Annotated in this window: 11 protein-coding genes; 1 reads left to right on the top strand and 10 read right to left on the bottom strand. The window is 71.6% G+C overall.

All coding sequences use genetic code 11. From position 1 onward, the window contains the following. Positions 1–14 precede the first annotated feature (14 nt). Positions 15–587, top strand: coding sequence for a TetR/AcrR family transcriptional regulator (locus MUY14_RS27095; protein WP_247013143.1), 573 nt, complete (start codon positions 15–17; stop codon positions 585–587). Here the strand turns inward: MUY14_RS27095 and MUY14_RS27100 are convergent. The 10 genes from MUY14_RS27100 to MUY14_RS27145 all read right to left on the bottom strand — a co-directional run bounded on the left by MUY14_RS27100 (position 577) and on the right by MUY14_RS27145 (position 12,411). Beyond that, positions 577–1,521 (bottom strand): hypothetical protein, encoded by a 945-nt coding sequence (locus MUY14_RS27100; protein ID WP_247013145.1) that lies wholly within the window; start codon positions 1,519–1,521, stop codon positions 577–579. The two genes, MUY14_RS27095 and MUY14_RS27100, sit on opposite strands and share 11 nt — an antisense overlap. Beyond that, positions 1,518–2,750, bottom strand: a complete 1,233-nt coding sequence (locus tag MUY14_RS27105; RefSeq protein WP_247013147.1) for an MFS transporter — start codon at positions 2,748–2,750, stop codon at positions 1,518–1,520. The genes MUY14_RS27100 and MUY14_RS27105 overlap by 4 nt, the downstream gene beginning before the upstream one ends. Before the next feature lie 11 nt (positions 2,751–2,761). Next, entirely contained in the window at positions 2,762–4,318 is a 1,557-nt protein-coding gene (locus MUY14_RS27110) for a discoidin domain-containing protein (RefSeq protein ID WP_247025254.1), read from the bottom strand. A 272-nt stretch (positions 4,319–4,590) separates the two neighbouring features. Further along, complete coding sequence (locus MUY14_RS27115) at positions 4,591–4,821, bottom strand: hypothetical protein (protein WP_247013149.1); 231 nt, start codon at positions 4,819–4,821, stop codon at positions 4,591–4,593. Between the two features lie 68 nt (positions 4,822–4,889). Further along, positions 4,890–5,954 (bottom strand): NAD(P)-binding domain-containing protein, encoded by a 1,065-nt coding sequence (locus MUY14_RS27120; RefSeq protein ID WP_247013151.1) that lies wholly within the window; start codon positions 5,952–5,954, stop codon positions 4,890–4,892. A gap of 44 nt (positions 5,955–5,998) precedes the next feature. Continuing rightward, on the bottom strand, positions 5,999–7,222 hold the full coding sequence (locus MUY14_RS27125; RefSeq protein ID WP_315863295.1) for a GGDEF domain-containing protein: 1,224 nt from the start codon (positions 7,220–7,222) through the stop codon (positions 5,999–6,001). A gap of 550 nt (positions 7,223–7,772) precedes the next feature. Next, on the bottom strand, positions 7,773–8,507 hold the full coding sequence (locus MUY14_RS27130) for an SRPBCC family protein (RefSeq protein ID WP_247013155.1): 735 nt from the start codon (positions 8,505–8,507) through the stop codon (positions 7,773–7,775). A gap of 87 nt (positions 8,508–8,594) precedes the next feature. Beyond that, positions 8,595–9,449, bottom strand: coding sequence for a xanthine dehydrogenase family protein subunit M (locus tag MUY14_RS27135; RefSeq protein WP_247013157.1), 855 nt, complete (start codon positions 9,447–9,449; stop codon positions 8,595–8,597). Further along, on the bottom strand, positions 9,446–11,887 hold the full coding sequence (locus MUY14_RS27140) for a xanthine dehydrogenase family protein molybdopterin-binding subunit (protein WP_247013159.1): 2,442 nt from the start codon (positions 11,885–11,887) through the stop codon (positions 9,446–9,448). The genes MUY14_RS27135 and MUY14_RS27140 overlap by 4 nt, the downstream gene beginning before the upstream one ends. Further along, on the bottom strand, positions 11,887–12,411 hold the full coding sequence (locus tag MUY14_RS27145; protein ID WP_247013161.1) for a (2Fe-2S)-binding protein: 525 nt from the start codon (positions 12,409–12,411) through the stop codon (positions 11,887–11,889). Before MUY14_RS27145 ends, MUY14_RS27140 begins: the two co-directional genes overlap by 1 nt. Positions 12,412–12,465 lie beyond the last annotated feature (54 nt).

Below are 12,465 nucleotides of genomic sequence, written 5' to 3' on the forward strand. Positions count from 1 at the left end.
GTAAGCTCGGGGGCATGCGGACCAGGCTGAGCACGCAGGAGCGGCGGGAGCAGCTGCTGGCCATCGGCGCCGGGCTGTTCGCGAAGCGGCCGTACGACGAGGTGTGGATCGAGGAGGTCGCCGAGATCGCGCAGGTCTCGCGCGGCCTGCTGTACCACTACTTCCCGACGAAGAAGGAGTTCTTCGCCGAGATCGTCCGCAGCCAGCGCGACCAGCTGCTGGAGATGAGCGAGCCCGACCCGGCGCTGCCCGTGGCGGAGCAGCTGCGGGCCGGGCTCGACGTGTACCTCGAGTTCGCGCGCACGCACCCCGACGGCTACCGGATCGTGCACCGCGCCGCCGCGGGCGCCGACCGCGAGGTCCTGCGGATCCGCGAGGCCGGGATGGCCGCGAACGCCGAGCGCATCCTGGCCGCGCTCGGCGCCCTGATCACCGTCACCGAGACGACGCGGGTGGCCGTCCGCGGCTGGCTGGCGTTCGTCGCCACCGTCATCCTCGACTGGCTCGACCAGCCGAAGATCACCCAGGCCGAGCTGCGCGACCTCTGCGTCCGGACGCTGTTCGCGGCGGTGGACGTCACCCCGTGACGGCGGGCGACGCGGCGCCGCCGACCAGCTGCCGCGGCGCGCCGGAGCCGTCCGCCGGAACCGCCCAGACGGCGTTCTCCAGTCCGTAAAGGATGGTGTGGTCGTCCTGCCAGAGCGCCTGGTCGTCGACGCTGCGGGTTTCCGCCAGCTCGGTTTCCTGCAGGCTCGCGAGGTCGAGCACCGAGAGCCGCCAGCCCCCTTCGCCGACCTTCTTCTTGAACGCCACCCGCTTGCCGTCCGGTGACAGCGACGGGCATTCGACGTTCTCCCGGAGCACCTTCCCGCGATAGCGCCCGTAGTCGGCTTCGACGAGGTAGGTCGTGCCCTTGCTGCCGAGCGTGGCGTAGAAGCGGTTGCCGTCGGGGGCGAACGTGATGCCCCAGTAGTTGACGTCGGCCGCGAAGTAGCGCTTGTCGTCGAGAAAGACGGGCAGCTCTTCGATCGTCTTGACGAGCCGTCCGGTGTCCACTTCGTACAGTCCGGCGCGGGTGGAGAACCCCGTCTGCGCATAGGAATCGCCGGTGACGAACAACGTCCAGTAGACGCGCTTGCCGTCCGGCGAGACCCGGGCGCGGCTCGGGGTGCCGGGCAGGGTTTCGGTGTGGCGGACGCCGAGCCCGCCGTCGAGGACGAGGACGTCGGTGACCGCCGGGAGCGTGCCCGGCTTGACGGCCAGGCACACCGCCGTCTGCTGCGCCACCGCGAACCGATCGCACTTCAGGCCGCTGAGCTGCGGTTTCGCGCCCGTGCCGGCGAGCGGGACGGCGCCGACGCGGCCGGTGGCCGCGTCGCGGTAGAACAGCTGCCCGGGTGCGAGGGTGAGCTGCGCGGCCGGGCCGGCCTCGGCGGTGTCGTGCCGCGAGCTGACCGTGTAGACGACGGCCGCGGCGATCAGGAGCACGGTTCCGGCGAGAGCGAGGACGATTTTCTTCACGGGTGCACCGGCTTCGCGATCGCGGCGGCGAGGGCGACCGCGGCCAGGCAGGCCGCGGCGACGAGCACCGCGGGCCGCAGGTCCCACAGCGTCCACGCCAGTCCGAAGAGGACGGAGGAGACCATCCGGGCGACGGCCTGCCCGGTCTGCACGACGGCCATCCCGGTGCCCCGGAGGTCACGCGGGATGAGCGGCCCGGCGGCGGCCATCAGGACGCCGTCGGTGGCCGCGTAGAACACGCCGTGCAGGCCGAGCGCGACGATCCCCAGCCAGATCCCGGCCTGCGGGCCGCAGAGCAGCACCAGCGCCAGGCACAGCGCGGCGTGCCCGCCGAGGAACACGGGCCAGCGCCCGGCCCGGTCGGCGAGCTTGCCGAGCGGCACGGCCAGCACCAGGTAGACGCCGGCGGTGCCGAGCGGCAGCAGCGGGAACCACGTCGCCGCGATCTCCCAGCGCCGCTGCAGGACGAGGTAGACGAACGAGTCGCCGACCGTGACCAGGCCCAGCAGCGCCGCCCACAGCGCGACGCGCCGGAAGTCCTGCTGCCGCAGCAGGCCGACCGCGGCGCGCAGGGAGACGGCGGCGCGGTCGGCCGTGGCCGGCCGGTCGTGCACGAACAGGGCGAGCAGCAGCACCGCGATGGCGGCGATGCAGAAGCTGGTGACGAAGACGCTCGGGTAGCTGCCGAGGCTCAGCGCGAGCACGGCCATCGCCACCAGCGGGCCGAGGAACGCACCGACGGTGTCCATCGCCCGGTGCACCCCGAACGATCGGCCGAGCGTCGCCGGCTCGCTGCTCAGCGAGATCAGCGCGTCGCGGGGGCCGGTGCGCAGCCCCTTGCCGGTCCGGTCGGCGGCGAGGACGACGCCGATCGCCGCGACCGACGAGCCGGCCGCGACCAGCCCGAGCTTGCACACCGCGGACAAGCCGTACCCGAACCCGGCGACCGCCTTGAGCCGCCGCCACCGGTCGGCGAGGTGCCCGCCGAGCACCCGCACGACCGCGGTGGCGCCCGCGTAGAGCCCGTCGAGCAGCCCGAACTGCAGCGGGTTCAGCCCGAGGCCGAGCACCAGGTAGAGCGGGAGGACGGCGGTCACCATCTCCGAGGAGACGTCGGTGACCAGGCTGACCATGCCGAGCGCCACCACGTTGGCGGACACCCGCTTCAGCGCGGGTTTCCGGTCGGTGCCGGCCGCCAGGTCCGAGGTCCGGCTCGCCGCGATGTACATGCGCGTCCCTCCTAGTGGCAGGTGTAGGTCGGGCTGCTGTCCAGGACCTTGCCGTCGACGCCGATGAGCTGCGACTGGAAGCTCGTGTCGGTCATGGACAGCTTGAGCACGCCGTAGGTCTTGAGCAGCTTCGCGGTCGTGGCGTGCGGCGAGCTCAGGTCGTAGAGGCTCGCCCCGCCGGAGCCGCCGACGATCTCGACCGGGCCGCCTCCGTCCGCCTTGCCGTCGGCGTTCTGCGGGACGAACCGCTCGTAGTCGTGGTCGTGGCCGTTGAGGACCAGGTCGACCTTGCTGGCCGCCATGAGGTTCCACAGCTCGATGCTGTCGGGGTTGTCGCCGTGGTCACCGGAGCTCCACCGCGGGTGGTGCCAGTAGGCGGCGACGCAGCCCTTCTTGTTGTTCGCGAGATCCTGCTTCAGCCACGCCATCTGCTCGTCCGGGCCGAACTCGTGGGTGGCGAAGTCGTTGGAGTCCAGGGCGATGAAGTGCCAGTTGCCCATTTCCCAGCTGTAGTACCGCTTGCCGTTCGGCTTCGCGATGGCGCCGAAGTAGTCGTCGTAGCCCTTGTACGGCGTGTCGTCGTAGGTCTCGTGGTTGCCGGGGATCGGGCGGGTCTTGCTCTTGAACTTGCCCCAGGTCTTGTCGTAGTAGGACTTGAAGTCCGACAGGTGCGCGTCGTCGTACTGGTTGTCCCCCATGGTGATCACGGCCGCGGGGTTCATGGCCTCGACGAGCTTCGCGGTCTTGACGTGGGCGCAGCTGGAACTGCTGGAGGTGCAGCGTTCGGCGATGTCACCGGCGGCGGCGAGGGTGAACCCCGGGCTGCCGGCCGCGGTCTTCACCGTGACGGGCGTGCTCGCGGCCGAGACGTTGCCCGCGTTGTCGCGCGCGCGGACCGCGTAGGTGTAGCTGGTGTCCGGCGTCAGCCCGGTGTCGGTGTAGGACGTCGTCGCGCTGGTGGCGACGACGGTTCCGTTGCGCAGCACGTCGTACCCGGCGACGCCGACGTTGTCGGTGGCGGCGCTCCAGCTCAGCGGGACGCCGGTGGCGGTCGCGGTGCCGGCGGTGAGCCCGGCCGGGACGGTCGGGGCCTGCGTGTCGCCGGAGGAGTCGGTGCTGCCGAAGACCTGCATCTCCCAGAAGGAGTAGCCGTAGCTGGTGGCGCGAGTGAGGCCGACGAAGCGCACGAACCGGCCGTGGGCGGTGAGCCCGGTCAGGTCGTCGGTCTTGCCGTCCCCGTTGTCGACGGTGGCGGCGGTGGTGAACGTCGTGCCGTCGTCGGAGACCTCGATGCGGTACTTCTTGGCGTAGGCGGCTTCCCAGTTCAGCACCACGCGGTGGACGGCGGCGGACTGGCCGAGGTCGATCCGCAGCCACTGCGGGTCGGCTCCTTCGACGCTGGCCCAGCGGGTGGTGGTGCTGCCGTCGACGGCCTTGGTCCCGGCGTAGGACGAGCTTTCGACGGTCGAGGTGGCGACGGGCTTGCCCTGCGAGAGCAGCACATCGGCGGCCTGGGTGGTGGCGGCCGCGGCGATGGCGGAGGGCAGCAGGACCACGGCGGCGAGCACCGGGGCGAGTCGGGCGAGGGGTCGTAACCGGGTGGACGGCACGTCGCACTCCTTAAGGGCCTTGGCGGTGGCTTGACGGGGCTGCGGCGTCGGGTAAAACAGTTAAGAAAGTTTCCTAACTAAGCGGACTTTAACGGCGAGTAGCTTGGCCTGACAAGTCTTGTCTTGTCCTGTTTCGCTGACCGGGATACTGCTTCGCGACGTGGGACGGCCACGAAAAAAGGTGCCGCTCCCCGGTTGCGGCCGGGGAACGGCACCTTTTCTTCGCGGGATCAGAGCGAGAGGACGTACAGGTCCCACTCGGTGTGCCCCTGGTCCCACCGGCAGTACGCGGCGAGGTCGGCCCCGCTGCGGATTTCGTCCGCGGCGCGCTCGCAGTCGGCCTGCCACTGGTAACTGCGGATGTACTGCGGGTTCCCCGCGGAAGCGGTGCCCGCCGCGAGGCCGAGCAGTGAACCGGTGATTGCGGTGACGGCGCCCAGACGCCCCAGTGTCTTCTTCACCCCATGATCGTTTCACGGCATCGGTGCGGTTCGGGGCGAAACGCCACAAATCGCCCGTAAGTGGGCGGTCAGGCCGTGGTCAGGAGCTTCCGGATCTCGCTCACCGCGGCCCGCCCCGCGCGGTTCGCCCCCACAGTGCTCGCCGACGGCCCGTACCCCACCAGGTGCAGCCGCGGCTCGAGCGCCACCCGCGTGCCGTCCACGCGGATTCCGCCGCCCGGCTCGCGGATGTGCAGCGGGGCGAGGTGGTCGATCGCCGCGCGGAAGCCGGTGGCCCACAGGATCACGTCGGCGTCGAAGCGCGTGCCGTCCGCCCACTCGACGCCCGAGGGCACGATCCGGGCGAACATCGGGCGGCGCTCCAGGATCCCGGCCGCCCGCGCGGCCCGCACCTCCGGCGTCACGGCCAGGTCGGTCACGCTCACCACGCTCTCCGGCGGCAGCCCGGCCCGCACGCGCTCGTCGACCTTCGCGACGGCGTTGCGTCCCCAGTTCTCGCTGAACGGCTCGTCCCGCCAGACCGGCGGGCGCCGCGTCACCCACGCCGTCGCGCGGGCGAGCGGGGCGAACTCCATCAGCAGCTGCACGGCCGACGCGCCGCCGCCGACGACGACCACCCGCTCGCCGCGGAAGTCCTCGGGCCCGGCGTAGTCCGCGGTGTGCACCTGGCGGCCGGCGAACGTCTCCTGACCCGGGTAGTGCGGCCAGAACGGCCGGTCCCAGGTGCCGGTCGCGCTGATCACGGCCCGCGCCGCCCAGGACTCCGCCGGGCTCGAAACCACCAGCCGGTCGCCCGCCCGCGTCACCGACCGGACGTCGACCGGGCGCTGCACCGGGAGGTCGTACACGCTTTCGAAGCGCGCGAAGTACTCGGAAACGACTTCGGAGGCGGGGCGCGTCACGTCCGGGGAGCCGAAGGCCATGCCGGGCAGGTCGTGGATGCCGTGCACCTTGCCGAGCACCAGCGACGGCCACCGGTACTGCCACGCTCCCCCGGCGCGCTTCCCGTGGTCCAGCACGACGAAGCCGGTCCGGTTGGCGAAGCCGGCGCGCCGCAGGTGGTACGCCGCGGACAGGCCCGCCTGGCCGGCCCCGATCACCACCACGTCCGTCTCGTGATCCGCGCCGCTCATACCGGGTTCAACGGCCTGCGCGGGCGGCTATTTCGCGCCGTTCGTCACACGGCGACGCGGTTGCGGCCGGCTTCCTTCGCCCGGTACAGCGCCGCGTCGGCGGCGCGGAGCACGTCGTCGAGCGCATGGCCGCTGCCGGGGTGGCACGCCACCCCGATCGACACCGACAGCCCGCTCACCCGGACCGTCCCGCCGCCGGTCGAGATGACCACGTTGAGCTCGCCGACCGCCACCCGCACGCGTTCGGCGATGGCGAGCACGTCGCCGTGGCCGATGCCCGGCAGCAGCACCACGAACTCCTCGCCGCCGAACCGGCCGACCGTGTCGCCTTGGCGCACCGAGCCGGAGATCGCCACCGCCACGGCCGCCAGCACGTCGTCGCCGGTGAGGTGGCCGTAGGTGTCGTTGATCTTCTTGAAGTGGTCGAGGTCGATCATCAGCACGGCGAAGCGGCTGCCGGTGCCACGGCGCAGCGCGCGGGCGTGCTCCCGGACGGCGGAGTCGTGCCAGCCGGCGGTGTTGAGCAGCCCGGTCTTCTCGTCGGTGACGGCGGCGACCTGCAGCTGCTGCTTCAGCAGCAGGTACCGGTGCAGCAGCAGCAACGGCGCGACCACGAACACGACCAGGACGGGCTGCTCGACCAGCGCCAAGGCGGCCAGCCCGCCGAGGCAGAGGGTCGCCAGCTCGAAGGCGTTGTCCTCCCAGGTCCCGATGAGGTCGGCCGCCGAGCGCTGGCTCGTGTAGAGGTAGATGCCCGCCGCCACGAGTCCGATGTTCACCAGCTCGAACACCGCCGCGGCGAGGCAGAGCGCGAACAACCCGCGCGGGGTCTGCAACGGCGTCCCGTGCAACCCCAGCACGGCGAGCACCGACGAAGCCGCGAAGCAGGAGAGCATCGCCCACGCGGTGCTCGCGACGAAGCGGTGCGCGGGCCGCGTCCGGACCTGGCGCCACACCCGGGCCCACAGGTGGGCGTAGAGCACGAGGGCGAGCAGCGCGACCCAGGCGGGCGGCAGCAGCACGACGCCGGCGAGGTACCAGACCGAGGTGACGTTGATGTGCGTCTGCCCGCTCATCCACCGCCGCAGCCGTTCGATGCGGCGCGACATTTCGGCCTGCGCCACCCCGAGCGCGACGAGCACCGCGAACCAGACCGGCCGCACCGGCTCCCCGAACCCGGTACCCAGCGCGACGGCGGTCGCGCCGACGGCGAGCAGCTCGCAGCTGAGGGCGTAGACGATCCACCGCGTTTTCGCGGCGGTCCACATCTCCCACCGCGCGGGCCACCCCGGCCAGTCGGAAAGCGCTTCCCGGCGCACGGCGGCCTGGGCTCTCAAGAGCCGAAGCCGCCGATGTGACGAACCGGCATCGTGACGTACCCCTTGCGCGAAGTTCGGCCGACCAGGTCGCCCAGCGTAGCCGTTCGAGCGAGCCACGTCGCCGGTCCGGCGGAATTGAACCGGGCGGCCGGCCGGAAGATCTGCGCAGGGTAGATCGCGACCCTTCGGCGCGCGCTTACCCTGCGCAGGGCGCGGAGGATCGCGACCGCGGCGATGCCGAGCGGAATCGAACCGGGCGGCCGCGGCCGGGCCCATGAGCACCGGCGAAGTGCTGCGGCCCGCCAGCCACCTCCGGACCGCGAACTTCAGCTCACGCTTATGTTGTGCAGAGCGCGGACGACCGCGATCACGCCGGCGAGGCCGAGCGGAAATCGCCGCGGGCGGCCGGCCGGAAGATCTGCGCAGGGTAGATCGCAGTCGCCGGGCCCACGAGCACAGGCTCGCCGGCTACCTCCGGACCGCGACCCTCAACCCACGCTTACTTGCGCAGCGCGCGGATGATCGCGATCACGCCGGCCACCGCGGCGATGCCGAGCAGCACCGGCGCCAGCCGCTTCAAGACCGACTGCCCCGCGTAGTCGAGCAGGTCGATCGCTTCGGTCTCCGGGGCCGCCGGGACGCTGCGCAGCGGCGGGCGGTCCGGCTGCGGTGCCGAAGGCCGGGGTTCGGTATTGATCTCCGCCGTCGTCGGCGCGGGCTTCACCGCGGGCTCGGGCGCCGCCGCGACAGCGGGCTCAGGCGCCGGAGCGGCGGCAGGAGCGGCAGCCGGCTCCGGAGCGAGCTTCCCCGACAGGCACCCCGCGAACGTGTCCAGGATCTTGCCGCCCACCTCGCTGATCAGGCCCCGCCCGAACTGGGCCGGCTTGCCGGTGATCGCCAGGTCGGTCGCCACCGAACCGTGGGTGCCGCCGTCGCTCTCCGTCAACGTCAGGGTGACCGTCGCGGACGCCGTGCCGGCCCCCCGCGAGTCCTTGCCCGAGGCCTTGATCGTGACCTTGTGCGCGGTCTCGTCCTTCTCGAGGAACTCGCCCTTCCCCTTGTAGAGCAGCGAAATCGGCCCGAGCTTGACCTTCACCGTCCCGCTGAAGGCGTCCCCTTCGACCTTGGTCAGCGTGGCGCCCGGCATGCACGGGGCGACGCGCTCGGGGTCGACGACCGCCTGCCAGACCTCGCCGATCGGGGCCGGGACGGTGAATTCGTGGTCGAGCCGCACGGCCGACCTCCTCTCTGCCAGACCTGGGGTGTCCGGTGCCCACCCTAGCCGCCGCCGGGGCCGCGGCCAGGGTGGACGATCCGGTCCTCAGGCCCCGGCCGCCGCCGCGATGGCCCGGCCCGTCAGCACCTTCGCCAGGTGGCGGCGGTATTCGACGTCGGCGTTGCCGTCGACCGGCGGATTCGTGCCCTCGGCCGCGTGCGACGCCGCCGCGCGGATCGAATCCGCCGCGGCCTGGACGCCGACCAGCGCCGCTTCGACGCCCGAAGCGCGTACCGGTGTGGAGCCCATGTTCGTCAGCGCGACCCTGGCTTCCTCGATGATGCCCGCCTCGGTGCGGACGGTGACCGCGACCGCGACCATCGACCACGCCTGGGCGACCCGGTTGAACTTCTCGTAGTGCGCCCGCCACCCGGTGTGCTTGGGCACGCGGACCTCGACGAGCAGCTCGTCCGGGGCCAGCGCCGTGGTGAACAGGTCCTGGAAGAACTCCGCGGCCGGCACCGTCCGGCGCCCCGAGGGCCCGGCCACCACCAGCGACGCTTCCAGCGCGAGCACCGGCGCCAGCAGGTCGCCCGCCGGGTCGGCGTGGGCGATCGCGCCGCCGAGCGTGCCGCGGTGGCGGATCTGCGGGTCGGCGACCGTGTCGGTCGCCGCTTTGAGCAGCGCCGCGTGCTCGGCGACCAGCGGGTCGTGCTGGACGTCGTAGTGCGTGGTCATCGCGCCGATCACCAGCGCGTCGCCGTCCTCGCGCACGCCGCGCAGCTCCGGGACGCGCCCGAGGTCGATCAGCGTCGTCGGCGCGGCGAGCCGCATCCGCAGCACCGGGAGCAGGCTCTGCCCGCCCGCCAGCACCTTGGCGTCCTCGCCCGCCGACGCCAGCGCCTGCACCGCTTCGTCCACTGTGGACGGTCGGACGTACTCGAAGGGAGCCGGGATCACTGCGCACCTCCGGAGGCGTCGATCGAACCGAGTCCGCCACCGGCTTCGCCGCGGCCGGGGCCGCCCGCGTCGGTGGTGCCGTGCTGCATCGCGTGCCAGACCCGCATCGGCGTCAACGGCATCTCGATGTCGTTCACCCCGAAGTGGCGCACGGCGTCGATCACCGCGTTGACCACCGCCGGGGTCGAGGCGATGGTGCCCGCCTCGCCGACGCCCTTGGCGCCCAGCGGGTTGGTCGTCGACGGCGTTTCCGTGCGGTCGGTGGTGAACGACGGCAGGTCGGCCGCCGAGGGCAGCAGGTAGTCGGCGAACGTGCCGGTGGTGAGCGTGCCGCTCTCGTCGTGCTCGGTGCCTTCGAACAGCGCCTGCGCGATGCCCTGCGCGAGCCCGCCGTGCACCTGGCCCTCGACGATCAGCGGGTTCACCGCGACGCCGACGTCGTCGACGCAGACGTAGGACCGCAGCTTGATCCGGCCCGTCTCGGTGTCCACCTCGGCCGCGCACAGGTGCGTCCCGTGCGGGTAGGAGAAGTTCTCCGGGTCGAACGTGGCGTCCGAGTCGAGCGACGGCTCGACCCCGTCGGGCAGGTTGTGCGCCGCGAACACCGCGAGCGCGATGTCGGCGATGCCGGTCGAGGTGTCGGTGCCCTTCACGGTGAACTTGCCGTTCGCGAACTCCAGGTCGTCCTCGGCGCATTCGAGCAGGTGCGCCGCGATCGGCTTGGCCTTCGCGACCACCTTCTCCGCCGCCTTGACGACGGCGATCCCGCCGACGACCAGCGAGCGCGACCCGTAGGTGTCCATGCCCTTGTGGGAGGACTGGGTGTCGCCGTGGATGATCTCGACGTCCTCGAACGCGACGCCGAGCTGGTCGGCGACGATCTGGCTCCACGCCGTTTCGTGGCCCTGGCCGTGCGCGGACGCGCCGGTGATGACCTCGACCTTGCCGGTGGGGAGCATCCGGATCGCCGCGTGTTCCCAGCCGCCGGCGCCGTAGTCGAGCGAGCCGAGCACCCGCGACGGCGCGAGCCCGCACATCTCGGTGAACGTCGAGATGCCGATGCCGAGCTGGACCTTGTCGCCGGACGCGCGGCGCTTCTCCTGCTCGGCGCGCAGGCCGTCGTAGTCGAAGAGCTGCTTGGCCTTCGCCGTCGCGGCTTCGTAGTTGCCCGAGTCGTAGGTCAGCCCGCACACCGTGGTGAACGGGAACTCCTCGTGCTTGATCCAGTTCTTCTCGCGCAGCTCCAGAGGGTCCACGCCGAGCTCGACGGCGAGCTCGTCCATGATCCGCTCGATCGCGAACGTCGCTTCCGGCCGGCCGGCCCCGCGGTAGGCGTCGGTCAGCGTCGTCGTCGTGTACACGTTGGTGCACGCGAAGTGGTAGGCCGGGAACTTGTAGATCGCGTTGAACATGAACGCGCCGAGGATCGGCACGCCGGTGCCGACCAGGCCGTTGTACGCGCCGAGGTTGGCGAGCAGCTCGACCTTGAGGCCGGTCACCTGTCCGTCCCGGGTGGCCGAGATGGTGATGTCCTGGATCTGGTCGCGGCCGTGGTGCGCGGCGAGCATCGTCTCCGAGCGCGTCTCGTTCCACTTGACCGGCTTGCCGAGCTTCTGCGCGACCAGCAGCGACATCATCTCTTCGGGCAGGACGCCGATCTTGCCGCCGAAGCCGCCGCCGACGTCCGGGGCGATCACGCGCAGCTTGTGCTCGGGGATGCCGAGCGTCAGCGCCGACATCACGCGCAGGATGTGCGGCACCTGGGTGGCCGACCACATGGTGAGCTGCGTGCCCGTCGGGTCCACGACGCAGGCGCGCGGCTCCATGAACGCGGGGACCAGGCGCTGCTGGCGGAAGCGGCGCTTGACGACGACCTCCGCCGAGCTGATGGCCTCTTCGACGTTGCCGCCGGTGCCGGCTTCGGCCGAGTCGAACTTCCAGACGGCGCTGGTGTTGCTGCCCTGGTCTTCGTGGACGAGCGGGGCGCCGTCGGCGATCGCGGCTTCCATGTCGAGGATGACCGGGAGCTCGTCGTACTCGACGTCGATCTCCTCGAGCGCGTCGTGCGCTTCGGCCGACGTCCGCGCGACGACGACCGCGACGCCCTCACCGGCGAAGTTGACCTGGTCGGCGGCGAGCACCGGGCGGCGCGGCGCCTTCATGTCCGGCGTGATCGGCCACGCGCAGGGCATGCCGATCGAGCTGTCCGGGTCGAGGTCCTTCGCGGTGAACACGGCGACCACCCCGGCGGCACCCTTCGCCGCCGACGTGTCGATCGAGACGATCTTGGCGTGCGCGAACGGGCTGCGCAGGACCGCCATGTGCAGCATCCCGGGCAGCGCGAGGTTGTCGGTCCAGCGGGTGCGGCCGGTGATCAGCCGTTCGTCTTCCTTGCGGCGGCGGGACTTCCCGACCTCCGGTTCGATCGTGGCGGTCATCAGTCACCACCCACGCCGACGTGCTTGTTCTCGGAGATCCGTTCCGCTTCGGGGCCGGCGCCGGGACTCATGTTCTGCGCGGCGTCGCGGACCGCGCGGACGATGTTCTGGTAGCCGGTGCAGCGGCAGAGGTTGCCTTCGAGTCCTTCCCGGACGGCCTGTTCGTCCGGATCCGGGTTGTCGGCCAGCAGGTCGATCGACTGCATGATCATCCCGGGCGTGCAGAACCCGCACTGCAGGGCGTGGTTGTCGTGGAAGGCTTTCTGCACCGGGTGCAGCTGCCCGTCCCGGGCGAGGCCTTCGATGGTGGTGACCTCGCAGCCGTCGGCCTGCACGGCCAGCACGGAGCAGGACTTCACGCTGTGACCGTCCAGGTGGACGGTGCACGCGCCGCAGTTGCTGGTGTCGCAGCCGACGACGGTCCCGACCTTGCCAAGCTTTTCGCGCAGGTGGTGCACGAGCAGGGTGCGGGGCTCGACTTCGTCGGTGTACTTCGTCCCGTCGACGGTGACGGTGATGCGCATCAGGCCTCCAAAAGCCGGTTCGGGAACGGCCTGCCCGAGGTGATCGGGCTCACA

Source organism: Amycolatopsis sp. FBCC-B4732, from assembly GCF_023008405.1.
GTDB classification, from domain to species: Bacteria; Actinomycetota; Actinomycetes; order Mycobacteriales; family Pseudonocardiaceae; genus Amycolatopsis; species Amycolatopsis pretoriensis_A.